The following is a 24,936-nucleotide window of genomic DNA, read 5'->3' on the forward strand; positions in this document are numbered from 1 at the left end:
GAAGGGGACATGGGCGAGTTCATTCCCGTCAACGAGCCGCTGCTGGGCGGCAACGAGGGCCGCTACCTGGCCCAGTGCGTGGACACGGGCTGGGTCTCCTCCGAAGGGCCCTTCGTGGAGCGCTTCGAGGCGGGCTTTGCCGCGCGCACGGGCCGGGCCCATGCCGTGGCCGTGGCCAACGGCACCGCCGCCCTGGAGCTGGCCGTGGCCGCCCTGGGCCTGGGGCCCGGCGACGAGGTCATCCTGCCCTCGTTCACCATCATTTCCTGCGCCGCGGCGGTGGTCCGCGCCGGGGCCGTGCCCGTGGTGGTGGACAGCGACCCGCGCACCTGGTGCATGGACGTGGGCGCCGTGCGGGCCGCGCTGACCCCGCGCACCCGGGCCGTCATGGCCGTGCATATCTACGGCCTGCCCGTGGACATGGACCCCCTGCTGGAGCTGGCCGAGGCCCACGGGCTGGCCGTCATCGAGGACGCCGCCGAGGCCCACGGGCTGACCTACAAGGGGCGGCCCTGCGGCGGGCTGGGCACGGTGTCGGTGCTGAGCTTCTACCCCAACAAGCTGGTGACCACGGGCGAGGGCGGCATGGTGCTCACTGGCGACGCGACCCTGGCCGCGCGGGTGCGCTCCCTGGCCAACCTCTGCTTCGAGCCGCCCCGGCGCTTCGTCCACCATGCGCTGGGCTGGAACTACCGCATGTCCAACCTCCAGGCCGCCGTGGGCCTGGCCCAGCTGGAGCGCCTGGACGAGGCTGTGGCGCGCAAGCGGGCCATGGGCCGGCGCTACACGGAGCTGCTGGACGGCGTGCCCGGGCTGACCCTGCCCCTGGCGGCCACGGAGCACGCCGAGAACATCTACTGGGTCTACGGGGTGGTGCTGGACGAGGCCGTGCCCCTGGACGCGGAGGAGGCCATGCGCCGCCTGGGGGCCCTGGGCGTGGGCACGCGGCCCTTTTTCTGGCCCATGCACGAGCAGCCCGTGCTGCGCGACATGGGCCTGTTCGCCGGGGTGCGCTGCCCGGTGGCCGAACGGCTGGCCCGGCGCGGGTTCTACATTCCCGGCGGCCTGGCCCTGACCCCGGCCCAGCAGGAGCGCGCGGCCGCCGCCCTGCGCGAGGTGCTGGCCCATGCCTGAGGCCGCCGTGTTCGGCGAATACGCCCGCACCTACGCGCTGCTCTACGCCGACAAGGACTACCCCGCCGAGGCGCGCTTCGTGCTCGACCTGCTGGCGGCCCACGCCCCGGGCGCGCGGACCCTGCTGGAGCTGGGCTGTGGCGGCGGGCGCCACGCCGCGCTGTTCGCCGCCGCCGGGCTGGCCGTCACCGGGGTGGACCGCAGCGCGGGGATGCTCACCCGCGCCCGGGCCCACGCGGCCACGCTGCCCCCCGCCGTGGCCGCGCGGCTGGCCTGGCTCCGGGGCGACATCCGCGAGCTGCATGCGGGCGGGCCTTACGACGCCGTGACCGCCCTGTTCCACGTCATGAGCTACCAGACCGCCGAGGCCGACCTGCGCGCGGCCTTTGCCCGGGCCGGGGCGCACCTGGCCCCCGGCGGGGTCTTCATTTTTGACTGCTGGCACGGGCCGTGCGTGGAGGCCGAGCCGCCCGAGGTGCGCGTGCGCCGCGCCGAGGACGAGGCCATGCGCGTCACGCGCATCTGCGAGCCGCACTGGGACCGCGCCGCGCATACCGTCACCGTGGACTATGAATTCTTCGTGCAGGACCGCGCCAGCGGGGCCATCGGCACCTTCTGCGAGCGCCACCCCATGCGCTACCTGTTCGCGGACGAGGTGCGGGTGCTTTTGGCCCACGGCGGCATGGAGCCCGTGGCCTCGGGCCAGTGGCTGACCGGGGCGGCCCCGGGGCCGGGCACCTTCAGCGTCTTCTACGTCGGGCGGAAAGTGCCATGAGACCCCTGGCCCGCGTGGTCTATCCCTATCCGCATCCGGACAGCAATCCGACCCTGGCCAACCTGGCCGCCGAGCTGGGCCGCCGGGGCTGGGACGTGGAGCTGCTGTGCGCCGGGGCGGACGTGCGTGGCCCGGGCCTGGGGGCCGCCGGGCCGCCCGGGGTGCTCAACCCCCTGCCGCGCGGCGGGGCCGGGCCGGGCGCGCGGCTGGCCGACCGCCTGCGCCGCGCCCTGGGCCCGGCGCTGCTGGCCCGCGCGCGGCGCCGGGGGGTGCTGCTGGGAGTGGACCCCCGGGGCCTGGCCCTGGCCCGGGGGCTCAACGCCCGGGCCCGGCTGCCCCTGGTCTACCTGTCCTTCGAGATTCTCTTCCGCGAGGAGGTCGGGCCCGCCGAGGCGGGGATGAAGGCCGCCGAGCTGGCGGCCTGCGCCGACGTGGCCCTGACCCTGGTCCAGGACGAGGAGCGCGCCGCAGCCCTGGCCGGGGCCACGGGCCTGCCCCGCGCGGCCATGGCCCTGGTGCCCAACGCCCCGGCGCCCGAGCCCGTGCCGCAGTCGGACCTCTTGCGCCGCCGCCTGGGCATCGCCCCGGAGCGGCGCATCGTGCTCTACACGGGCTCCCTGGCGGGCTGGGCCTCGCTGCACCTGCTGCGCGAGATGGTCGGGCACTGGCCCGGGGAGTTCGTGCTCGTGCTGCACAGCCGCGCGGCCAGCGGCCCGAGGATGCGCGCCTGGCTGGACAGCCTGCGCGCCACGGGGCGGGTGGAAATCTCGCCGGACCCCGTGCCCGCAGCGGAGCTGGGCGCCCTGTACGCCTCGGCGGATTTCCTGCTGGCGCCCTACATGCCCGTGCCCGACGACTGGACGAGCTGCGCCAACATCGCGCACCTGGGCCTGTCTTCGGGCAAGGTGGCCCACGCGGCGCTGTGCGGCCTGCCCATCCTGGCCTCGGACCTGGCGGTCTTCCGCCGCGAGTTCGCCGCCTACCGCTGCGGCGAGGTCTACACCCGCCTGGAGCAGACCGGGGAGCTGCTGGCGCGCATGGCCGCCCGCCGCGAGGCCTACGCCGCCGAAGCCCGGCGCTTCTACGCCGAGCGGCTGGACCCGCGCGCGCCCATGGCCGCCTTCTGCGACCGCCTGGAGGCCCTGCTGCCATGAGCGCGCCCGTGGTCTCCTTCGTGCTTGGCTCCTACAACCGCCGGGCCCTGCTGCGCGCCACCATCGCCTCGCTGCGCGCCGAGGGCCGGGGCCTGGAGCACGAGATCATCGTGGTGGACGGCGGGTCCACCGACGGCGCCGTGGGCTGGCTCACGCGCCAGAAGGACGTGCTGACCATCGTGCAGCACAACCGGGGCGCCTGGCGCGGGCGGCCCCTGGAGCGGCGCGGCTGGGGCGCGTTCATGAACCTGGGCTTTCGCGCCGCCCGGGGGCGGTTCGTGTGCATGGTCTCCGACGACTGCCTGCTGGTGCCGGGCTCCCTGGCCGCCGCCCTGGACCAGTTCGCGGCCCTGGAAGCCGCCGGGCGCCGCGTGGGGGCCATGGCCTTCTACTGGCGCGACACCTTCCTGCACAAGCGCTACTGGGTGGGCACCACCCTGGGCGGCAGGCTGTTCGTGAACCACGGGCTCTACCTGCGCGCGGCCCTGCAGGACGTGGGTTTCGCCGACGAGGAGCACTACGTGTTCTACCACGCCGACGGCGACCTGTGCCTGCGCATGTGGGCGCGCGGCTGGGAGGTGGCCGACTGCCCGCGGGCTTTCGTGGAGCATTTCCCGCACGTGGCCTCGGCGGTGCGCAGCAGCAACCTGGAGGTCCAGCAGCGCGACTGGGCGGCCTACCTGGAGCGTTGGGGCGCCCACGAGGACCAGGGCGGCGCCGTGTACCTGGAGCACGCCGACCCCGCGCGCACGGCCCTGCGCTTCCCGCCGCTGACCCTGGCGCGCTACGCCGCCGGGCGCGCCTGGGGGCGGCTGCGCAGGGTGGCCGGGAGGGCCGCGCCGTGAGCGCCGCACCCCTGGCCCTGGCCCGGCATCTGGCCAAGCGCGCCCTGGGCCGGCCCGACCCGGGCTGGGAGTTCCACCGCTTCCTGGACGTGGTGCATCCCGCCACGCGCGCCGGGCACGACGCCGTGCTGGACTGGGCCGTGGCCATGGCCCGCCGCGCGCAGGAGCTGGAAACCGACGCGGCCTATGCGGCCTCGCCCGACCCGCTGGTGCGCCAGGGGCACGCCCTGCGCCGCGAGGTGCTGGACCATTTCCGGGGCCTGCTGCGCCGCGAGGAGCGGCTGCGGGTGCTGGTGCACGTGCCGCCGCCGGGTCTTTCCCCCGGGGGCTACTCCCTGTTTTCCAACCTGGTGCGCAACCTGGATCTCCTCGGCGTGCCCGCGCGGGCCCTGGGCTGGGACGAGCCCGTGGCCGGGGCCCTGGCCGCCTTCCGGCCCACGGTGCTGCTGACCAGCGACAACGACCCCTACCTGGAGCGCATCGACTGGGGCGCCGTGGCCGCCTGGCGGCGCGAGGCCGGGCCGCTGCTGCTGGGGCTCACGGCGTCGGGCGAGGCCGACGGCAACACGCCCCTGCCCGGGCGCATCCGCCGGGCCCGGGCCCTGGGCGCGGGCTTCCACTACGGCTTCTGCTGCCCGGAGCACTACCGCGACGACCCCGGGTTCGCGGCCCTGCGCGAGGCCGGGGGGCCCATCGTCTCCCTGGAGTTCGGGGCCGACGTGCTGGAATACTACCCCGTGCCCGGGGTGGCCCGCGACCTGGGCCATGTGTTCCTGGGCTCGGTGAACCGCAGCAAGTGGAGCCGCTACCGGGCCTGGCTGGGGCCCGTGGCGGCCTCGGGCCCGGGGTTCATCGACGGGCCGGGCTGGCCCTGGGCCGGGCGCTGCCTGCTGTGCGACGCGCCCCAGGCGGCCCAGCGCTACGTCTACGCCCGGGCGCGCACGGGGCTCAACCTGCACCTGGACGTGCAGACCGCACGCACGGCGGACCTCAACGAGCGCACCTACCAGCTGGCCGCCTGCGGCGTGCCCCAGGTGGTGGACCGCCCGGGGCTTTTGCCCCTGCGCCTGGGGCTGGACGGGCTGTTCGTGGCCGAGGGCCCGCAGGAGTATGAGCAGGCCTGGCGCCGGGCCCTGGCCGACCCGGACGAGGCCGCGCGCCGGGCCCTGGCGGCCCAGGCCGAGGTCTTCGCGCGGCATACCTGGACCCACCGGGCCGAGGCCTTCGCCCGGCGGCTGCTGGAGCTGCTGGACGCCGCAGGGGGCAGGCCGTGAGCGGTCTTTTCCAAAGCGCCGCCGGGCGCCTGGGGGCCTTCCTGGCCCGGCGCCGGGCCAGGGCCGCCGTGGCCCGCCAGTTCGCGGCCTTCTGCGCCATGCCCGGCCACGCGGGCCGGGGACTGCCCGCGCAGTGGGCCGGGGCCGGGGTGCGCAGCGGGGAGACGGAGCAGGGCTTCGACCGCCACTACGTGCTGCACACGGCCTGGGCCGCGCGCCAGGTGGCCCGGCTGGCCCCGGCGCGCCATGTGGACATCGCCTCGTCCCTGTATTTCGTGGCCCAGGTGTCGGCCTTCGTGCCCGTGGATTTCTACGACTACCGGCCCCCGGACCTGGCCCTGCCGGGCCTGGGCTGCGCCCGGGCGGACCTGGCGGCCCTGCCGTTTCCCGATGCGTCGGTGCCCAGCCTGTCGTGCCTGCACGTCATCGAGCACGTCGGCCTGGGGCGCTACGGCGACGCCCTGGACCCGGACGGCGACCGCCGGGCGGCGGCGGAGTTGGCGCGGGTGCTGGCCCCGGGGGGCACGCTGCTGGTGGCGGTGCCCGTGGGCCGGGCGCGGGTGGAATTCAACCTGCACCGCGTCTATGCCTGCGCCCAGGTGCTGGCCCTGTTCCCGGGGCTGGCCCTGGAGCAGTTCGCCCTGGTGCCCGACGACCCCAAGGACGGCGGGCTGCTGCCCGGGGCGCCCTTTGCCCAGGCCGACGCCCAGCAGTACGGCTGCGGTTGTTTCTGCTTCGTGAAACCCGCAGCGCCCGGGAGCCCGGGCGGGGAGGGCGGCTCATGAGCGCGGCAGGCACCACCAACGAGGCCGCGCGCCACGCCTGGGTGACCCGGGTGCTGGAGGCGCTGCCGGACGGGGCGCGGCTGTTGGACGCGGGCGCGGGCAGCGGGCGCTACGCCCCGCTGTGCGCGCGCTTCGAGTATGTGGCCCAGGATTTCGGGCGCTACGAGGGCACGGGCGATGGCCGGGGCCTGCACACCGGCGCGCGCGATCACGGCGGCCTGCACCTGGTCTGCGACATCACGGCCATCCCCGAGCCGGACGCCAGCTTCGACGCCGTGCTGTGCACCGAGGTGCTGGAACACCTGCCCGACCCCCTGGCGGCCCTGGCCGAGCTGGCGCGCCTGCTGCGCCCGGGCGGGACGCTGGTGCTCACGGCGCCGTTCTGCAGCCTGACGCACTACGCGCCCTACCACCACGCCAGCGGCTTCAACCGCTATTTCTACGAGCACCACCTGCCCGCCCTGGGCCTGGACATCGAAGAGCTGGCGGCCAACGGCAATTTCTTCGAATACCTGGCCCAGGAGCTGCGCCGGGTGCATACCGTGGCCGCGCGCTACGCCCGGGCCCGGCCCCGCAAATGGGAATCCGCCGCCCTGCGCGTGGTGCTGGCCATGCTGGGCCGCCTGTCGCGGGCCGACGCGGGCTCGGCGGAGCTGCTGTGCTACGGCTACCACGTGCTGGCGAGGAAGCGGTGAGCCCCGGCGCGCCGCTCCGGCCCCCGGGGGCCATGGAGGAGGTCGCGGCCTGCCCCCTGTGCGGCGGGCGGGAGCGGGTGCTCTTCGAGGAGTACACCGTGGCGGGCGAGGCGTTTCCCCTGGTGGAGTGCGCGGCCTGCGGGCTGGGCTATCTGGCGCGCAGGCCCCGGGAGGCGGACATGCCCGCGTGGTATGATCTGGCCTACAACGCCCGGCATTCCGTCTACCGCGAGCCCGCCTGGCGGCAGCCGGTGTACGCCCTGCTGCGGGTGCTGCTGCGCCTGCGTTACGAGGGCGGCGGCGCCGCGCGGGCGGCGGTGCGGCGCCTGGCCTGGCCCTGGGAGCGCACCTGGCGGCGCATTCTGGCCACGCACCGCCTGGAGCGCATCACGCGCATCGGGGCCATCCTCGACGTGGGCTGCGGGCGCGGGGCCTGGCTGGCGGCCATGCGCCGCTGGGGGTTCGCGTGCCACGGGGTGGAGCCCAGCGCCGAGGCCTGCGCCCGGGCCCGGGAGCTGGGGCTTGACGTGGCCTGCGGGCAGCTCTGGGACGCCGGGTTCCCCGACGCCAGCTTCGACGTGGTGCGCTTCAACCACGTTCTGGAGCACCTGCACGACCCCGGGCGGGCCCTGGCCGAGGCCCGGCGGGTGCTGCGGCCCGGCGGGCTGCTGGTGGTCGCCGTGCCCAACCATGCGGGGGTGGTCCGCCAGGCGTTCCGCCGGGCCGAGGACGTGCCCTACCACCTGTTCGCCTTCACGCCGCCGACCCTGGAGCGGTTCCTGGCCGCCGCGGGGCTGGAGGTGCTAGAGCTGCGCACGCAGACGCCGCACCCGTTCAACATCTACGCCCTGTTCCTGAGCCACGCCCGGCGGCTGCTCGCCGCAGCCCCCCAGGGCGTGCGCGGGCAGGCCGAGGCGTTCCTGTCGTCGGAAAATCCGGCCCGGGCCAGGGAGTTTGCGCCCCTGGCGGCCTTTTTCGACGCGGCGGGGCTGGGCACGGACATCGTGGCCCTGGGCACCCCCGGCGGCGGCGCGGAGTCCGCGCGGAGCTGACGCCGGGGGTACGGATATTGCAAGTTTTTTCCTGAGAAGCCATCCGACGCAGGAAGCGTCTGAAACCCGTCACCGGAGCGTGGCATGACCACCCAGCCCAACGATACCCTGCGCGGCCTGCTGGCCCGGCTCAAGGCCGCCCCCGACGCCTACGGCCTGCACCTGGCCCTGGCCCTGGTGCACCACGAGCGCGGCGAGGCGGACCAGGCCCTGGACAGCCTGGACAAGGCTGCGGCACTGCGGCCCGGCGCCGTGGAGCCGCACCTCTTCGCGGGGGTGCTGCTGCGCGGGCTGGGGCGGCTGGACGCAAGCGGGGCCAGCCTGGCCCGGGCTCTGGAGCTGGCCCCGGACGATTTCGACGCCGTGGCCCAGTATGGCCAGCACCTGTCGGCCACGGGCGACCACGCGGGCGCGGTCCGGCTGCTGCGCCGGGCCCTGGAGCTGCGCCCGGACGACCCCGAGGCCTTGAACGACCTGGGCGTGGTGCTCTTTTTCTCCGGCGCGCTGGCCGAGGCCGAGGCCGTCCTGCGCCGGGCCGTGCTGGCCGCGCCCCGCAGCGTCCAGGCCCGCGTCAACCTGGGCTACGCGCTGCTGGCCAACGGCGACGCCCCGGGCGCCCGCGAGGCCCTGGACGCCCTGGCCGGGCTGGCGGGCCCCGCCGGGGAGCAGCCGCCCGAGGCCCAGGCCCTGCGCCGGGCCCTGCTGGCCCAGGCTCCGGCTCCCGGCGCCCCCACCCCGGGCCCGGCCCTGGCTCCGGCCCTGGCCCTGAGCCTGTCCGGTGCCCTGGGGCGTATCGACCCCATGTGCATGGTCAAGGATTTCGGCGAGGGCGTGGGCGGCGAGGCGCCGTCGCTGTCGGTGGTCATCCCGGTGTACAACGAGGTCCAGAACGTGCCCGTGCTGCTGGGCGAACTGGCCGGGGTGCTTGATGGCATCGAGGCCCGCGCCGAGATCATCGTGGTGGACGACGGCAGCACCGACGGCACAGCCGAGGCCCTGGAGGCCCTGGCCGCCGGGGAGCCCCGGCTGCGGGTGGTCCAGTTCCGCCGCAACTACGGGCAGACCGCCGCCCTGTCCGCCGGGTTCAAGTATTCCCGGGGCGAGATCGTGGTCACCCTGGACGGCGACCTGCAAAACGACCCCCGCGACATCCCGGCCCTGCTGGACAAGATGGCCGAGGGCTACGACCTGGTCAACGGCTGGCGCAAGGACCGCAAGGACAAGGCCCTGTCGCGGCGCCTGCCCTCCTGGGCCGCCAACCGGCTGATCAACAAGCTCATCGAGGGCACGGGCGTGCAACTGCGCGACTTCGGCTGCACCCTCAAGGCCTACAAGCGCGGCATCGTCAAGAACATCCATATCTACGGCGAGATGCACCGTTTCATCCCCGTGTTCGCGGCCTGGCTGGGCGTGAGCGTGGCCGAGATCCCCGTGAACCACCGCCCGCGCGTGCACGGCGCGGCCAAATACGGGCTTTCGCGCGTCTGGCGGGTCATCTTCGACCTCATCGTGGTGCGCTTCTTCTCCGACTACATGACCCGGCCCATCCAGTTCTTCGGCAAGATCGCCCGCAAGGCCACGGGCCTTGGGCTGGCGGGCATCGCCGCCCTGTGGGCCGCCAAGGATCTGGGCGGCCTGCCCGTGTCCTACGACACGCTGTTCATCCTGCTGGCCTTGGTGCTCATCTCCGGGTTGCAGGTGGTCATCCTCGGGCTCACGGGTGAGCTGCTCATCCGCTCCTACTTCGAGGGCCAGGACAAGGACCACTACGTGGTCAAACGGGTCCTGGGCGGGTAGGCCATGTGCGGCATCGCCGGAATCGTCCACGCCGATGGCCGCCCCGTGGACCGCGAGGCCCTGGACGCCATGACCGACGCCATGCGCCACCGCGGGCCCGACGACCGGGGTGTGTGCGTCTTCGAGGGCGGAACGGGTCCGTCCGTGGGCCTGGGCCACCGGCGGCTGTCCATCCTCGACCTCTCGACCCTGGGCCGCCAGCCCATGGACGACGGCGGCGGCGCCCTGTGGGTCGTCTTCAACGGCGAGATCTACAACTTCCGCGAGTTGCGCGCCGAGCTGGAAGCCCTGGGCCACCGCTTCCGCTCGGCCACGGACACCGAGGTCATCGTCCACGCCCTGGCCCAGTGGGGCGAGGCGGCCCTGGCCCGGCTGGACGGCATGTTCGCCCTGGCCGCCTGGGACGCCCGGGCCGGGCGGCTGCTGCTGGCCCGCGACCGCTTCGGCAAGAAGCCGCTGTTCTACCACCACGCGGGCGGGCTGCTGGCCTTCGCCTCGGAGCTGCCCGCCCTGCTGCGCCACCCGGCGGTGCCCCGCGCCGTGGACCCCCAGAGCCTCTCGCGCTACCTGCTGCACGAGTACGTGCCCGCGCCGCACTGCCTGCTGGGGGGCGTGCGCAAGCTGCCCGCCGGGCACGCCCTGCACTGGACGCCCGGGGCGCCCGGGGCCGCCGTGCGGGTGGAGCCTTACTGGGCCATGGCCTTTGGCGGCAACGAGGGCCTTTCCGACGCCGAGGCCCAGGCCGAGCTGGAGCGCCTGTTCTCGCGCGCCGTGGCGCGCAGGCTGGTCAGCGACGTGCCCCTGGGCGTGTTCCTCTCCGGCGGGCTGGATTCCAGCGCCGTGACGGCCTTCATGGCCGAGCACGTCCCGGCGCGGGATATCCGCACCTTTTGCATCGGCTTCACCGAGGCCGGGTTCGACGAGTCGGCCCACGCCCGGGCCGTGGCCCGCGCCCTGGGCACCGAGCACCACGAGCAGGTGCTGCGCGAGGCCGACCTTCTGGACGTGGTGCCCCGGGCCCTGGACTGCCTGCCCGAGCCCATGGCCGATTCGAGCATCGTGCCAACCTGGGTCCTGGCGCGCTTCGCCCGCCAGGAGGTCACCGTGGCCCTGGGCGGAGACGGCAGCGACGAGCTGTTCGCGGGCTACGACCCCTTCCTGGCCCTGGGCCCGGCGCGGCTGGCGGCGCGCGTGCCGCGTCCGCTGCTGGCCCTGGCCGGGCGTGCGGCGGCCCTGGGCCGCGCCAGCGAGGGCAACATGAGCCTCGGCTTTCGGGTGCGCCAGTTCCTGCGCGGGGTGGGCCACCCGGTCATGGAGCGCAACCAGCTCTGGCTGGGGGCCTTCGACCTGCCCGGGCAGCGCGGCGTGCTGCACCCCGATGTCCTGGCGCGCCTGGGCGGTTTCGACCCCCTGGACGAGGTGGCCGCAGCCGGGGCCCGGGGGCCGCAGGGCGACGACGTGCAGCGCAGCATCGCCTTCTACCTGCGCTACTACATGGCCGGGCACATCCTGCCCAAGGTGGACGCGGCGGGCATGGCCCATTCCCTGGAAGTGCGCGCCCCGTTTCTGGACACGGCCCTGGCCGGGTTCGCCTGTTCGCTGCCCTCGCGCATGAAGCTGCGCGGGCTGACGCGCAAATGGCTGCTGCGGCGCATGCTGCGCCACCGGTTGCCCGCGCCGGTGCTGGCCCGGGGCAAGAAGGGCTTCGGCATCCCCCTGGCCCGCTGGCTCAAGGGCGGGCTGCGCGAGATGGCCGAGGAGCTGCTGGCCGAAGGCCGCCTGCGCCGGGGTGGGCTGCTCGCCCCCCGGGCCGTGCGCGGGCTGCTCACCGCCCACCTGCGCGGCGAGCGCGACAACCGCAAGGAACTCTGGACGCTGTTGTGCCTGCAACACTGGTCCGCCGGGCTGGGCCTGGACTAGCCGGATTTCGAGGAGACGCCATGACCACGCCGACCACGCCGACGCCCTTCGTCCTTGTCACCGTGCAGCGCTCGGGCAGCACCTACCTGGCCTCGGTGCTCTCGCAGGTGCCCGGCGTGTTCTGCGACGACGAGCTGTTCATCGCCAGTGAGGGCGGGCTGAAGCCCGGGTTCTTCTATGGCTACTGGCGCGACTGCATCGAGCGCGACGCGCGCAACATCCTGCCGCCGCGCAGGCGGGCGGTGGTGGAGGCCTACCTGGACGCGGTGTGGGCCTCGCGCCCGGGGCTGGCGGCCCAGGGTTTCGACATCAAGTACAACCAGCTCGCCCAGGTGCGCGACCTCAAGAGCGCCCTGCGCCGCAAGGGCGCGCGGGTGCTGCACCTCATCCGGGGCAACGTGCTCAAGACCCATGTCTCCACCGAGCTGAACAACCGTCAGCAGGAGCTGGGCCGCCGCTCCCACGGCACGCAGCGCGTGCCCGCCGTGGCCATCGAGCTGGACCCCGACCGGATCATGGACCAACTGGCCGAGCGGGTGCGGACCATCGAGAGCCACCGCGAAAAGCTGCGGGGCAGGCTCGACGTCATGGAAGTCATCTACGAGGACTGCGTGGCCGACCGCGACTCGGAATACGGCATCAACCCTCGGGTTATGGGCTGGATCTGCACGTTTCTGGGCGTGCGGCGGCCCCGGCGCAAGCCCAGGACCGAACTGGTCAAGACCAACCCCTCGGACCTGCGGCGCAGCATCGCCAACTTCGACGCCGTGCGCGCGGCCCTGGCCGGGACCGTGTGGGAACACCTGCTCTACGAGGGCGCGCCGGACCTGTGGAACCCCGGCGGGCTGGACATCCCCGGCTACCTGTGCCCGGGGCCGCTGCTGCCGCGCCTGGCCCTGCGCGCCGAGCTGCACGCGGCCTCGTGCCTGCTGGCCGAAGGCGGCCCGGGGCTGGCCGTGCCCGCCCTGCGCCACCTGGCCGGGCGCTTTGCGGACCAGCCCAGCGTGCATTGCTCCCTGGGCCGGGCCCTGGAGGCCGTTGCCCCGCGCGAGGCCCTGGAGCAGTACCAGCGGGCCCTGGAGCTGGACCCCGGCGCGGTGCTCGCGGCCCAGGGCCGGGCGCGGGTGCTGGAGGCCCTGGGATGACGGCCCCCGGCCTGCGCCTGCTGGTCCTGTGCCACGAATTCCCGCCCCTGGCCGGGGGCGGGGCCGGGGCGGCGGCCAATGTGGCCCGCGAGCTGGCCGCCCAGGGCCACGAGGTCACGGTGCTGACCTCGGCCCTGGCCGGGCTGCCCGCGCGCGAGGAGTCGGGCGGGGCGCTGGTGGTGCGCGTGTCTGCCGCGCGGCGCCGGGCCGACCGGGGCGGGGCGGGCCATTTCGCGGCCTTCGCCCTGGCCGCCGGGCTGCGGGCTCCGGCCCTGGCCCGGGCCCGGGGCGCCCAGGCGGCCCTGGCCTTTTTCGGGCTGCCCGGGGGGGCGGCGGCCTTGTGGTTGCGCCGCCGCTGCGGGCTGCCCTACGTGCTGGCCCTGCGCGGGGGCGACGTGCCCGGGCAGCAGCCCGGCGAGCTGGCCCGCTGGCACCGCCTGGCGGGGCCCGCGCTGCGCGCGGTCTGGCGCGGGGCCAGCGCCGTGACGGCCAACGGCCCCGGGCTGGCGGCCCGGGCCCGGGCCTTCGAGCCCGGGCTGGCCGTGGAGCTGGTGCCCAACGGGGTGGACTTGGAGCGCTTTTCCCCCGCGCCCGCGCCGGGCCCGGAAGCGGCGCCGGACGGGGCGACCTCGCCCCTGCGCCTGCTCTTCTGCGGGCGGCTGGCCCCGGACAAGGGCCTGGAGACCCTGGTGCCCGCCCTGGCGGCCCTGGGCGGGGCGCCCGGCGGCTGGACGCTGACCGTGGCCGGGGACGGGCCGCGCAGGGCCTGGCTGCACGCGGCCCTGGAGGCCGCCGGGCTGGCGGGGCGCGCGCGCCTGCTGGGTTTCGTGCCCCGCGAGGCCATGCCCGGGGTCTACCGCCAGGCCGACGTGCTCGTGCATCCGTCGCATTTCGAGGGCCAGTCCAACGTCGTGCTCGAGGCCATGGCCTCGGGGCTGGCGGTGGTGGCCTCGGACATTGCGGGCTGCGCCGAGCTGGTGCGGCCCGGGCAGAGCGGGGCGCTGGTGCCGCCCGGCGACGCCGGGGCCCTGGCCGGGGCCCTGGCCGGGCTGCTGGCCCGGCCCGGGCTGGCTGCGGCCCAGGGCCGCCGGGGCCGGGAGCTGGCCGTGGCCCACGGCTCCTGGGCCCGGGTGGCCCGGCGCTACGCGGAGCTGCTGGCGGCGGCGTCGGCCCGCTGACAGTGGAATGCTCCTTGCAGCTTTTCCGGCGCGCGGCCCGTATCCCCCGGCGCGGGCCGCGCCGTTGATAAGCCGGGACGGGGGTGGTACACCCGCAGTGCCCCGGGCGCGCCCGCGCGCCGGGGTTCAACGCCATGGACGGCAACAGCCTCGGGAGGCCTGGGCAAATGGATTTGCAGGGAAAGCGTTTCCTGGTCATCGGTGGCGCGGGCTTCATCGGCTCGCATCTGGTGGACGAACTGTGCCGCCGGGACGTGGCCGAAATCCGCGTCTTTGACAACTTCAGCCGGGGCCGGGAGGAGAATCTTGCCGATTCCCTGGCCGACCCGCGCGTGACCATCTTCCCCCACGGCGGGGACATCCTGCACCGTGACATCCTGCGCGCGGCCATGCAGGGCGTGGACGGCGTGTTCCATCTGGCCGCCCTGTGGCTGCTGCACTGCTGGGACTACCCGCGCTCGGCCTTCGAGGTGAACATCGGCGGCACCTTCAACGTGCTCGAAGCCATGCTGGACGCCGGGGTGCGCCGCCTGGTCTATTCCTCTTCGGCCTCGGTCTACGGCGACGCCGTGTGCGAGCCCATGACCGAGGACCATCCGTACAACAACACCAACTTCTACGGCGCCACCAAGATCGCCGGGGAGCATATGTGCCGCGCCCTGTACCACCGCTACAAGGGCACGGACAGGCATTTCGACTACTGCGGGCTGCGCTACATGAACGTCTACGGCCCGCGCCAGGACTACCGGGGCGCGTACATCGCCGTGATCATGAAGATGCTCGACCGCCTGGACCGCGGGCTGCCCCCGGTGGTCTACGGCGACGGCACCCAGGCGTATGACTTCGTCAGCGTGGGCGACTGCGCCCTGGCCAACGTGCGGGCCATGGAGTCCGAGGCCACCGACAGCTTCTACAACGTGGGCACCGGGGTGAAGACCACCATCCGGCAACTGGCGGAGCTGGTCATCGAGTTGACGGGCTCGGACCAGCAGGTCCACTACGAGCCCGCCGGGCTGACCTTCGTCAAGAACCGCATCGGCTCGCCGGACAAGGCTGCGGAGCAGATCGGATTCACGGCGGGCAAGGACCTGCGCCAGGGGCTGGCCGAGCTCATCGCCTGGCGCAAGAGCCACATGCGCCTGGTGCGCGAGCGGCGCAGGGAGGCCGGGCTGCCCGATGAAGACTGACCGCGCAACGCAGCCGGGCGCCGCGCCCCCGGGCTGGGAGCGCCGCGAGGTGCCCATCGCCCTGCCGTCCCTGGGCGAGGAGGAGTGGCAGGCCCTGCGCGGGCCGGTGCTCTCCGGCTGGGTGACCCAGGGGCCGCGCGTGGCGGAGTTCGAGCGCGCCTTCGCCGCCCTGCACGGCGTGGAGCACGCCATCGCCACCACCAGTTGCACCACGGCCCTGGCCGTGCTCCTGGCGGCCCTGGGCGTGGGCCCGGGCGACGAGGTGGTCGTGCCAGCCTTCACCTGGGTGGCCACGGCCAACGTCGTGTTGCACACCGGGGCGACCCCGGTGCTGTGCGACGTGGACCCCGCGACCTTCAACATCGACCCCGCTCGGCTGGCGGCCTGCGTGGGCCCGCGCACCCGCGCGGTGATGCCCGTGCACCTGTTCGGCCTGGCGGCGGACATGGACGCCCTGGGCCGCGCGGCCCCCGGGCTGCCCCTTGTGTGCGACGCGGCCTGCGCGGCGGGCACCGGCCTGGGCAGCCCGGCCCCGGCGGGCTCCCTGGGGCTGGCGGCGGCCTTTTCCTTCCACCCGCGCAAGGTGATCACCACCGGCGAGGGCGGCATGGTGACCACCAGCGACGCGGCCCTGGCCGCGCGGGTGCGCATGCTGGTAAACCACGGGGCCGAGGTCAGCGAGGAGCAGCGCCACCTGGGCCCGCGCCCGTACCTGCTGCCCGCCTTCACCGCCCCGGGCTTCAACTACCGCATGACCGACCTGCAAGGCGCCGTGGGCGCGGTGCAGCTGGGCAGGCTGCCCGCGCTGGTGGCCGGGCGCGAGGCCATGGCCCGCGCCTACCACGCGGCCCTGGCCGACCTGGACTGGCTGGCCCTGCCGCCGCTTGTGCCCGGCCACGGCTGGCAGGCCTTCGTCTGCCGCGTGCTGGAGGACCGCGCCCCGGCCCCGCGCGACGTGCTCATGGAGCGCCTGCAGGCCATGGGCGTGGCCACCCGGCCCGGCACCCACGCCGTGCATGTGCTGGATTGCCACCGTCAGCGCGTTGGCTACGCCCCCGAGGACTTCCCCGGGGCCCTGGAATGCCACCGCACGAGCATGGCCATCCCCCTGCACAACCGCATGAGCGCCCAGGACCTGGACTACGTGGTGGCCTGCCTGCGCGCGGCGGGGAGGGGCTAGCCATGTGCGGCATCGCGGGGGTGGTGGACTACGGCGGCGCGCCGGTCTCCCCGGTGCTCATGCGGCGCATGGCCCAGGCCATGGCCCACCGCGGGCCCGACGGCGAGGGCGTGTTCACCGACCAGGGCGCGGGGTTCGCCCACCGCCGCCTGGCCATCCTCGACCCCACCCCGGCGGGCAACCAGCCCTTCCTGTGCCCCGAGGGGCGCTATGTGCTGGTCTACAACGGCGAGGTCTACAACTTTCAGCAGCTGCGCGCCGAGCTCCAGGGCCTGGGCCACCTGTTCCACACCCGCACGGACACCGAGGTCGTGCTTGCGGCCTGGCGCCAGTGGGGCCCGCGCTGCGTGGAGCGCTTCAACGGCATGTTCGCCTTCGCCGTGTGGGACCGCAAGGCGCGCACGCTGTTCCTGGCCCGCGACCGCTACGGCATCAAGCCGCTGTACTGGACCGTGGTCGGCCAGAGCCTGCTGTTCGCCTCCGAGGCCAAGGCCCTGCTGGAGCACCCCGGCCTGAACCGCCGCCTGGACCACGAAGGCCTGCTGGAATACTTCACCTTCCAGAACTTCTTCACCGACCGCACCCTGCTCGACGGCGTGCGCATGTTCCCCGCCGGGTGCCGGGCCGTGATCCCGTGGGCCGGGGGGCTGCCCGCCACGCTGCCCGTGGAGCGCTACTGGGACTTCGACTTCCGCGAGCCCGACGCGCCCGTGGACCCGCGCGAATGCGAAGAGGAGCTGGCCCGGCTGTTCCGCCAGGCCGTGCAGCGCCAGCTGGTCAGCGACGTGGAGCTGGGCGCCTACCTCTCGGGGGGCATCGATTCCGGCGGCGTCACCGCCGTGGCCGCCGCCGAGCTGCCGCTGATCAAGACCTTCACCTGCGGCTTCGACCTGCACTCGGCCTCGGGCCTGGAGCTGGGCTTCGACGAGCGCAGCGGCGCGGAATACCTCTCCTACCTGCTGCGCACCGAGCAGTACGAGATGGTCCTCAAGGCCGGAGACATGGAGCGCGTGCTGCCGCGTTTCGCCTGGCATCTGGAGGAGCCCCGGGTGGGCCAGAGCTATCCCAATTTCTACACCGCGCAGCTGGCCTCCAAGTTCGTCAAGGTCGTGCTCTCGGGCACCGGCGGGGACGAGCTGTTCGGCGGCTACCCCTGGCGCTACTACCGCGCCCAGGGCTGCGACGGCTTCGAGGACTATATCGACAGCTACTACGCCTACTGGCAGCGGCTGATTCCCAACAGCGAGATCAAGAGCGTCTTCGCCCCGGTCTGGGACCGGGTCGGCCACGTCTGGACGCGCGACATCTTCCGCGACGTGTTCCCCCAGGGCGCGCGGCGCAGCGTGCGCAGCGAGGCCGAGGCCGTCAACGCCTCGCTGTACTTCGAGGCCAAGACCTTCCTGCACGGGCTGCTTGTGGTCGAGGACAAGCTCTCCATGGCCCACGGCCTGGAAACGCGGGTGCCCTTCCTGGACAACGACCTCGTGGACTTCGCCATGCGCCTGCCCGTGGCCATGAAGCTGGCCGGGCCCGGCGCCGGGGCGGCGCGCATCAACGAGAACGACCCCGGGCCCAAGACCCAGCGCTATTTCCACCAGACTCGCGACGGCAAGCTCGTACTGCGCCGGGCCCTGGCGGGCATCCTGCCCGACGAGGTGCTCTCGGGGGCCAAGCAGGGCTTCTCGGCGCCCGACGCGTCGTGGTTCAAGGGCGAGAGCCTGGCCTATGTGCGCCGCCAGCTCATCACCAGCAACGCGCGCATCTACGACTATCTGGACCGCCGGGCGGTCTTCTCGCTGCTCATGGAACACCTGGAGGGCAAGCGCAACCGGCGGCTGCTGGTCTGGTCGCTGCTCAATTTCGAGTGGTGGCTGCGGCGGTTCCTGGGCTAGGGGGCGCGGATGCTGGACGGCAAGACCTTTTCGGAACTTCAGGCCGAGCTCGATGCGGCGGACTGGTCGGGCTGCGAGCCCCTGCGGCTGGCCGTGCTGCGCAACGTGGTGCTGGAGCCCATGGCCCCGGCCCTGCGCCACCTGCTGCGCCAGGCGGGCCTGCGCGCGGAGTTGGACTTCGGCCAGTACGACACCGTGATGCAGGAGGCCCTGGGCCCGGGCGGGCCCGTGGGGCCGGACACGGGTTGCGTACTGGTGGCCGAGGCCCTGGAGCTGCTGGACCCGGAGCTGGTGCGCGGGTTCGCGGCCCTGGAGCCCGGCGCCGTGCGCGCGCGCTGCGACGCGGTGCTGGACCACGCCCGGGCCGTGCTCGCGGCCCTGCGCGGGCGGACCCAGGCCCCGGTACTGTGGTGCGGCTACGAGACGCCGGTGCATCCGGCCCTGGGCGTGCTCGACGCCCAGGGGCCCGGGGGCCAGCTGGACGCCGTGCGCGGGCTCAATGCGGGGCTGCGCGCCCTGCTGGCCGAGTTCCCCAACGCCTTTTTCGTGGACCTGGACTTGTGCCTGGCCCGGGTGGGCGCCGAGCGGTTCTTCGACCGCCGCTGGTGGTACCGCGCCCGGGCGCCCTACGCCCTGGCGGGGCTGGCCGCCGTGGCCCGCGAGGTGGCGGCCCTGGTGCGCGCCCTGCGGGGCCGGGCGCGCAAGTGCCTGGTGCTGGACTGCGACGGCGTGCTCTGGGGCGGCGTGGTCGGCGAGGACGGCCCCGGGGGCATCCACCTGGGCCCCGGGCACCCCGGCGCGGCCTATGTGGACTTCCAGCGCGCGGTGCAATCCCTGGCCGCGCGCGGAGTGGTCCTGGCCCTGTGCAGCAAGAACAACGAGGCCGACGTGTGGGAGGTCTTCCGCAGCCATCCGGGCATGGTCCTGGGTGAGCAGGACATCGCGGCCTGGCGCATCGACTGGAACGACAAGGCCGGGAACATCGAGGCCCTGGCCCGGGAGCTGAACCTGGGCCTGGACGCCATGGTCTTCGTGGACGACTCGGCCTTCGAGGCCGGGCTGGTGCGCGCGCGGCTGCCCGAGGTGGCCGTGCTGCACCTGCCCGCCGAGGGCGCGACGGGCAACGCGGACACCCTGGCCGGGTGCGGGCTGTTCGACACCCTGTCGCGCTCCGCCGAGGACCGGGCGCGCGGGGTCATGTATCGCGGCGAGGCCCGGCGCAGGCGCCTGCGCGCCGAGGTGCCCGACCTGGACGCCTATCTGCGCTCCCTGGACATGCGCCTGGACGTGCGCGTGGCCGCGGGCCCGGGGGACGCGGGGCCAGCCGACGCGGGCGCCCTGGCCCGCGTGGCCCAGCTCACGCAGAAGACCAATCAGTTCAACCTCACCGCCCGGCGGCGCAGCGCAGACGACGTGCGCGCCCTGGCGGCCTCGCCCGGGCATCTGGTGGCCTGGGTGGCCCTGGAGGACCGCTTCGGGGCCATGGGCATCGTGGGCGCGGCCATCGCCGTCCTGGACGGGCGCGGCGGCGCGCAGCTGGACACCTTCCTGCTCTCCTGCCGGGCCCTGGGGCGCGGGGTGGAGACGGCGTTTCTGGCCGGGGTGCTGGCCGCGCTGCGCGCCCGGGGCGCGGCGCAGGCCACGGGCCTGTTCGTGCCCACGGCCCGCAACGCCCAGGTGCGCGACTTCTACCCCGCCCACGGCTTCGCGCCCGAGGGGGCGGCGGGGCAGGACGGAGCCTTGCGTTTCGTCCTGGACCTGGACGGCCCCCTGCCCGCCGTGCCCGGGCATTTTTCCGCCGTGGACGGCCCTGCGGGCGCGCCCGGTGCTTCCGCCGGAGCGGGGGAGGGCGCATGATCGCGGCCATGGCCGGACACGAACCCGCCCTGCGCTTCGGGCACACGCGCCTGGCCCGCGCCCTGGGCCCCGGGGACGCGGCGCTGTACGGCCTCGTGGACGGCTACCTGGGCGAATACTGCGCGGCCCACGGCCTGGGCCCCGCCGAGGCCGCCGCGCGCTACATGGCCTTTGCCGCGCGCTACCAGGACGACCTGCGGCGTTTCGCGGCCACGGGGCGCTACCCCGCCGAGGCTGGCGCGCCGGACCCGGGCTTCGACCGCGCGACCTACGACGTGTTCCTACTGGCCAGCGTGCTGGCCACGGGCCACCGCTTCCGGCTCATGGCCGAGGTGGCCCGGCTGTGCGCCGGGGCCGGGGGCGAACGGCTGGTCTTCGGCGCGGGCTCGGGGCTGGAGCTGCTTTTGCCCGCGCCGGGCGGCGCGCCCGTCACGGCCTGGGACCGCGAGCTGGCGCCCTTCGTGCGCGGACGCTTCCCGCAGGTGGCCGTGCGCAACGACGATCTGCTGGCCCCCGGGGGGGGCGGGGTGCGCGGGCGCTTCGGCTGCGTGCTGGCCGTGGAGGTGCTGGAGCACTTCGCGCAGCCGGACGCGGCCCTGGCGGCCCTGGCCGGGGCCCTGGCCCCGGGGGGGCTGCTGGTGGCCACCACGGCGCGCAACGTGCCCCAGTTCGACCACCTGTGGAACTTCACCGACCCCGCCGCCTTCGAGGTCCGGGCCCGCGAGCTGGGCCTGGCCGTGGAGGGGCGCACGGTGGTGCCCCACGACTACCGCCTGCTGCGCGTGGACGCCGACAACGTGGTCTACGCCCTGCGCCGGGCCGGGGAGTGACGCCCATGGCCGCCCAAGGCAGAAAGACCCTGATGGCCAAGCCCGCCGTGATGCGCAAGATGCTGGCCTTCCGCCGCCGGGTGCAGGCCGGGCGCTACGGCCTGCAACTGCTGGAGCTGAACTACGACAACCGCTGCAACTTCCGCTGCGAGCACTGCTTTTCGCGCTATCTGGCCACGGACGCGCCCCGGTTGACCCTGGACGACGTGGCCCGGCTGGCGGACCAGGCCCACGCCCTGGGCGTGTGGCAGTGGCACCTGCAGGGCGGCGAACCCCTGACCTGGCCGGACCTGGACCAGGTGCTGGCGGCCATCGGGCCGCAGCGCTTCCACATCATGATCACCACCAACGGCTGGCTCATGACCCAGGAGCGCGCGGCGCAGCTGGCCGAGCTGGGGGTGGACAAGATTTCGGTGAGCATCGACAGCGCCGACCCCGCCGAGCACGACGCCTTCCGCCGCCGCCCGGGCTCGTGGGAGCGCGCGCGCCGGGCGCTGTTCGCGGCGCGCGACGCCGGGATGCAGGCTAACCTGAACACCGTGGTCACCCGCCAGAACGTGCGCGGCCAGGGCCTGGAGGAGCTGGTCTGCTTTGCCGAGGCCAACGGCTTCACCGTGCTTTTGGTGGTGGCCACCTCCGCCGGGGCCTGGGCCGGGCGCACGGACATGTGCATCACCGAGGATGACGCGCGCTTTCTGGAAGCCATGCGCGGGCGCTACCCCGGCATCCACCGCGACCTGTGGCCGCTGTTCGACGTGCAGTGGGGCTGCCGCACGGTCAACGGGCTGGTGTACGTGACCGAGAACGGCGAGGTGCTGCCCTGCCCGTTCATCCATATCAGCCTGGGCAACGTGCTGCGCGAACCCCTGGCGGACATCCTGCGCCGGGGCTGGCGGGTGCGCGCCTTCCGCGACCACAACCCGCGCTGCCTGGCCGGGGAGGATCGCGACTTCATCGCCCGCTTCATGGTCCGCCAGGAGCCGGGCGCCGGGCCCAGGAGCTTTGCCGAGGCCTTCACCGAGGCCGATCTCTACCCCGAGCAGCCCCTGGGCCTGGGCGACGAAAACGAGCAGGCGCGCCCGCGCGGCGCGCAGGAGGACTGATGCGCGACAAGGTGTTTGCGACCTTCGCCCGGGTCATGGGCCTGGAGCCCGGGGGCCTCACCGGGGCCGAGAGCCCGGACACGGTTCCGGCCTGGGATTCCTTCCGGCACATGAATCTGGTCATGGCCCTGGAAGAGGACCTCGGCGTGCTGCTGGACGACGAGGCCGTGGTGGGCATGACCAGCCTGGACGCCGCCGTGGCGGTGGTCGCCGGGCGCTGCGGCGCGGCGGCGTAGGGGGCGGCGTGGAACGCATCGTGGTCATCGGCGCCGGGGGGCTGGCGGAATACCTGACCCTGGTGGCGGACATGAACGCCGCCGGGGCCGGGCTCAATCTGGCCGGGGCCCTGGACGACGACCCGGCCCTGGCCGGGGGCGCGGTGCACGGCGTGCCCGTGCTGGGGCCCCTGGCCCTGGCCCGGGAGCTGCCCGACTGCCGTTTCGTTTTCGGCATCGGTTCCCACCGCTCGCTGCTGCGCCGCAAGGCCATCCTGGACGGGCTGGGCCTGGGGCCGGAGCGCTTCGTGTCCCTGGTCCACCCCTCGGCGCGGCTGTACGCGGGGGCGCGCCTGGGCGCGGGCTGCGTGGTCCACCCCTACGTGGTGGTCTTCCACGAGGCGCGGATCGGGGATTTCGTGGTCGTCAGCCCGCAGTGCGTCATTGGCGGCCATTGCCGCCTGGGCCAGGGCGCGCTGCTGGCCTCGGCGGTGAACCTGACTTCTGGCGTGGTGGTCGGGCCCTATGCCCACCTGGGCGCCGGGGCGCTGGTGGCCGAGGGCGTGCGCATCGGCGCCGGGGCCCAGGTGGGCCTGGGCGCCGTGGTGGGCGCCGACGTGGCCCCGGGCACCCTGGTGCTGGGCAACCCGGCGCGCGCCCTGCGCCGCCGCGAAGTGCCCGCCGATATCCTGGCCCTGGACGATGCGCCGGGCGCGGCCCCGGACGAGGCCCAGGGCCCGGCTCCGGAGGGCGCGTGAGCGGCGCGCCCGCGCGCCCTGCGGCCCGGCGCTGGCCGCCCGCCTGGCTGCGGCCCCGGCTGCACCAGCGCGCCCGTCCGCGCGACCCCCTGGTACGGCCCCTCCCGTATCCCTTCCTGGGCGCCGTGGCCCTGTCCAACGACATCGAGTTCACCTCGTTTGCCCTGTTCGAGGCGCTCATGGCCTTCATGAACTCGCGCGGGCCCACGCCCCTGGGCCCCGGCCTGGGGCTGGAGGTGGCGTCGAGCCTGTTCTTCTACAGCGCGCACCCCTACACGTTTTCCTACTTCCAGGGGACCGCTGCCGACGCCCCGCCCGGGCCCCACGCCGCGCGCCTGGGCGAGTACCTGCGGGCCGGGTGGATCGACACCAACCACGCCTACGGCGACTTCGACTTCACCGGCGGCTGCACCCGGGCCCATGCCGCCCGGGCCCTGGAAACCCTGGCCCGCCAGGGCGTGACCCTGGACGTGTTCACCAACCACGGCACCGAGCACAACACCCAGAACATCGGCGCCGACGCGCCCTACCACCGCGGCGACGTGCCCGGCGACCCGGCCTGGCACGCCGACCTGCTGCGTCAGGCGGGCTGCCGCTTCGTCTGGACCGACAGCCTCAAGGTGGACCGCACCCCGCCCCGGGGTCTGGAAAACAGGCTGCGGACCCTGGCCAGCGACATGCTGGGCCTGGTGGACCCCGCGCGGCGCACGCCCCGCGAGGTGCTGCGGCCCCTGGCGCTTCAGGACGGCGGGCCCATGACCGGCTTCATCCGCGTGGCGGGCACCGGGGAGAACGCGCCCAACCTGGGCAACATGGGCCAGCAGCTCGCGCGCCTGGGCTTGCGGCGGTTGTACTCCGGCTGGGGCGTGGCCGTGCTCTACCAGCACCTGGGCGTGGCCGTGCGCCAGGCCGGGCGCTGCCACGCCGCCGAGGTGGCGGCCCTGGCGCGCGACCCCCGGCCCCTGGAGCCCCTGCGCGAGCTGGCCCGCGAGGCCGACGCCGGGCGGCTGTGGGTCGCGGGCACGGCGCGTCTGCTGCGCTACCTGGAGATGATCGCCCGCGTGACGGTGCGCCCCGCAGGGCCCGGGGTGCTCGACGTGGACCCCGGACCGGGGGCGGACGCCAGCGACCCCCAGGCCGCCTTGCAGGGGCTGACGATTTTCGTACCCGACGCGACGACGACCCTGCGCCTGCGGGGCCGCGAGCTGGCCGTGACCCGCAACGGACCCGACGCCCGGGGCCGCCACAGCGTGAGCATCCCGCTGCGCAAACCCGAGGACATCTGGACATGAGCGACGACACCCTGGAGCTGGCCCGCCAGGCGGGCTGGACCCTGCCCGCCGGAATCTGGGACAGCCTGTCGGACTACAACAGGCTTTTCGTGCGCGGCGAGTTCACCGCCCCGCGCACCCTGGACTACTACCGCCGCCGCCTGGAAGGGCTGGGCCTGTGCGGCCACGGGCGCGTGCTGGACGCGGCCTGCGGCATGGGCCAGTGGACCGTGGCCCTGGCCGGGCTCAACGCCGAGGCCTGGGGCGTGGACCTGGACCCGGAGCTGCTGCGCGTGGCCCGGGCCCTGGCCGGGGCCCACGGCCTGGGCAACACCGACTTCCGCTACGCGCCCCTGGAGCGCCTGCCCTACGCCGACGCCTGCTTCGACGCGGCCTTCTGCTACGGGGCGTTCATGTTCACCGACATGGCCCGGGCAGCGGCGGAGCTGGCCCGCGTGCTGCGCCCGGGCGGGCGGCTCTACGTCAACGCCAACACCTGGGGCTGGCACGCGCATCTGCTGCTGGACCGGGGCCTGGCCGCGCGCAACCTGCATGTGGTGCGCATGGCCCTGCGGGCCCTGGTGTAACGCGCCACTTATCTTTGGATTTTCCACGCCACTTATCTTTGGATAGCCGGGGCGGCCTTCCCGCCCCGGTCTTTAGATGTCGCAGAGGTTGAGCTGGTTGGTCGGGGGTTCGTAGTTGGTGATGAACACTTCACGGACCATCGCGTTGGCCTCACGGGCGGCGGTGTAGGTGGTCTTGGTGGCCTTGATGCGGAAGCCCTGGAAGGTCGCGCGGACCTCGGGGGTGTCGTTGAGGCTGAGCAGGAAGCGGCCCCGGATGGTAGCCAGGCGCTCAGCCATTACCTCGAACTCACTGCGCGAGA

Annotated in this window: 22 protein-coding genes and 1 pseudogene; 22 read left to right on the forward strand and 1 reads right to left on the reverse strand. The window is 74.3% G+C overall.

The genetic code is table 11. The annotated features are described in order from the left end of the window. The first annotated feature begins 9 nt into the window (after window positions 1–9). The 22 genes from G495_RS0111230 to G495_RS20455 all read left to right on the forward strand — a co-directional run bounded on the left by G495_RS0111230 (window position 10) and on the right by G495_RS20455 (window position 24,634). Complete coding sequence (locus G495_RS0111230) at window positions 10–1,134, forward strand: DegT/DnrJ/EryC1/StrS family aminotransferase (protein ID WP_028587894.1); 1,125 nt, start codon at window positions 10–12, stop codon at window positions 1,132–1,134. Then, window positions 1,127–1,909, forward strand: a complete 783-nt coding sequence (locus G495_RS0111235) for a class I SAM-dependent DNA methyltransferase (RefSeq protein WP_028587895.1) — start codon at window positions 1,127–1,129, stop codon at window positions 1,907–1,909. The genes G495_RS0111230 and G495_RS0111235 overlap by 8 nt, the downstream gene beginning before the upstream one ends. Next, entirely contained in the window at window positions 1,906–3,063 is a 1,158-nt protein-coding gene (locus tag G495_RS0111240) for a glycosyltransferase (protein ID WP_028587896.1), read from the forward strand. The genes G495_RS0111235 and G495_RS0111240 overlap by 4 nt, the downstream gene beginning before the upstream one ends. Further along, on the forward strand, window positions 3,060–3,908 hold the full coding sequence (locus G495_RS18770; protein WP_051445297.1) for a glycosyltransferase family 2 protein: 849 nt from the start codon (window positions 3,060–3,062) through the stop codon (window positions 3,906–3,908). Before G495_RS0111240 ends, G495_RS18770 begins: the two co-directional genes overlap by 4 nt. Beyond that, a complete protein-coding gene (locus G495_RS0111250; protein ID WP_028587897.1) occupies window positions 3,905–5,182 on the forward strand; it encodes a glycosyltransferase family protein in 1,278 nt (425 codons plus the stop codon). Before G495_RS18770 ends, G495_RS0111250 begins: the two co-directional genes overlap by 4 nt. Next, entirely contained in the window at window positions 5,179–5,967 is a 789-nt protein-coding gene (locus G495_RS20440) for a DUF268 domain-containing protein (RefSeq protein ID WP_051445298.1), read from the forward strand. The genes G495_RS0111250 and G495_RS20440 overlap by 4 nt, the downstream gene beginning before the upstream one ends. Further along, window positions 5,964–6,662: a class I SAM-dependent methyltransferase gene (locus G495_RS0111260; protein ID WP_028587898.1), complete on the forward strand. Its 699-nt coding sequence runs from the start codon at window positions 5,964–5,966 to the stop codon at window positions 6,660–6,662. The genes G495_RS20440 and G495_RS0111260 overlap by 4 nt, the downstream gene beginning before the upstream one ends. A 32-nt stretch (window positions 6,663–6,694) precedes the next feature. Continuing rightward, window positions 6,695–7,714 carry a class I SAM-dependent methyltransferase gene (locus tag G495_RS20445; protein WP_051445299.1) on the forward strand — a complete coding sequence of 340 codons (1,020 nt, stop codon included), beginning with the start codon at window positions 6,695–6,697 and terminating at the stop codon, window positions 7,712–7,714. Window positions 7,715–7,798: 84 nt separating this feature from the next. Continuing rightward, complete coding sequence (locus G495_RS20450) at window positions 7,799–9,511, forward strand: glycosyltransferase family 2 protein (protein WP_051445300.1); 1,713 nt, start codon at window positions 7,799–7,801, stop codon at window positions 9,509–9,511. Between the two features lie 3 nt (window positions 9,512–9,514). Next, window positions 9,515–11,431: an asparagine synthase (glutamine-hydrolyzing) gene (gene asnB / locus G495_RS0111275; RefSeq protein WP_028587900.1), complete on the forward strand. Its 1,917-nt coding sequence runs from the start codon at window positions 9,515–9,517 to the stop codon at window positions 11,429–11,431. Between the two features lie 20 nt (window positions 11,432–11,451). Further along, complete coding sequence (locus G495_RS0111280) at window positions 11,452–12,576, forward strand: hypothetical protein (RefSeq protein WP_028587901.1); 1,125 nt, start codon at window positions 11,452–11,454, stop codon at window positions 12,574–12,576. Next, entirely contained in the window at window positions 12,573–13,754 is a 1,182-nt protein-coding gene (locus G495_RS0111285) for a glycosyltransferase family 4 protein (RefSeq protein WP_028587902.1), read from the forward strand. Before G495_RS0111280 ends, G495_RS0111285 begins: the two co-directional genes overlap by 4 nt. Before the next feature lie 167 nt (window positions 13,755–13,921). Then, window positions 13,922–14,941, forward strand: a complete 1,020-nt coding sequence (locus G495_RS0111290) for an NAD-dependent epimerase/dehydratase family protein (RefSeq protein ID WP_028587903.1) — start codon at window positions 13,922–13,924, stop codon at window positions 14,939–14,941. Continuing rightward, the gene (locus tag G495_RS0111295; protein WP_051445301.1) at window positions 14,931–16,121 is read left to right on the forward strand and encodes a DegT/DnrJ/EryC1/StrS family aminotransferase; all 1,191 of its coding nucleotides are present in this window, start codon (window positions 14,931–14,933) and stop codon (window positions 16,119–16,121) included. The genes G495_RS0111290 and G495_RS0111295 overlap by 11 nt, the downstream gene beginning before the upstream one ends. 2 nt (window positions 16,122–16,123) lie before the next feature. After that, a complete protein-coding gene (gene asnB / locus G495_RS0111300; RefSeq protein ID WP_028587905.1) occupies window positions 16,124–18,013 on the forward strand; it encodes an asparagine synthase (glutamine-hydrolyzing) in 1,890 nt (629 codons plus the stop codon). Between the two features lie 9 nt (window positions 18,014–18,022). Continuing rightward, the gene (locus tag G495_RS18785) at window positions 18,023–19,870 is read left to right on the forward strand and encodes an HAD-IIIC family phosphatase (protein ID WP_051445302.1); all 1,848 of its coding nucleotides are present in this window, start codon (window positions 18,023–18,025) and stop codon (window positions 19,868–19,870) included. Next, on the forward strand, window positions 19,867–20,700 hold the full coding sequence (locus tag G495_RS0111310) for a methyltransferase domain-containing protein (protein WP_028587906.1): 834 nt from the start codon (window positions 19,867–19,869) through the stop codon (window positions 20,698–20,700). The genes G495_RS18785 and G495_RS0111310 overlap by 4 nt, the downstream gene beginning before the upstream one ends. A gap of 5 nt (window positions 20,701–20,705) precedes the next feature. Next, entirely contained in the window at window positions 20,706–21,803 is a 1,098-nt protein-coding gene (locus G495_RS0111315) for a radical SAM protein (RefSeq protein ID WP_028587907.1), read from the forward strand. Next, window positions 21,803–22,039 (forward strand): acyl carrier protein, encoded by a 237-nt coding sequence (locus G495_RS0111320; protein ID WP_035251861.1) that lies wholly within the window; start codon window positions 21,803–21,805, stop codon window positions 22,037–22,039. Before G495_RS0111315 ends, G495_RS0111320 begins: the two co-directional genes overlap by 1 nt. Window positions 22,040–22,047: 8 nt before the next feature. Continuing rightward, window positions 22,048–22,776 (forward strand): acetyltransferase, encoded by a 729-nt coding sequence (locus tag G495_RS18790; protein WP_051445303.1) that lies wholly within the window; start codon window positions 22,048–22,050, stop codon window positions 22,774–22,776. Further along, window positions 22,773–24,068 carry a hypothetical protein gene (locus tag G495_RS0111330; RefSeq protein WP_028587908.1) on the forward strand — a complete coding sequence of 432 codons (1,296 nt, stop codon included), beginning with the start codon at window positions 22,773–22,775 and terminating at the stop codon, window positions 24,066–24,068. The genes G495_RS18790 and G495_RS0111330 overlap by 4 nt, the downstream gene beginning before the upstream one ends. After that, complete coding sequence (locus tag G495_RS20455; RefSeq protein ID WP_051445304.1) at window positions 24,065–24,634, forward strand: class I SAM-dependent methyltransferase; 570 nt, start codon at window positions 24,065–24,067, stop codon at window positions 24,632–24,634. Before G495_RS0111330 ends, G495_RS20455 begins: the two co-directional genes overlap by 4 nt. Window positions 24,635–24,706: 72 nt before the next feature. Here G495_RS20455 and G495_RS22225 read toward each other — a convergent pair. Beyond that, a pseudogene (locus G495_RS22225) lies at window positions 24,707–24,936 on the reverse strand (DNA adenine methylase); the annotation flags it as partial.

This window comes from Desulfocurvus vexinensis DSM 17965 (assembly GCF_000519125.1).
In the GTDB taxonomy this organism is placed as follows: Bacteria; Desulfobacterota; Desulfovibrionia; order Desulfovibrionales; family Desulfovibrionaceae; genus Desulfocurvus; species Desulfocurvus vexinensis.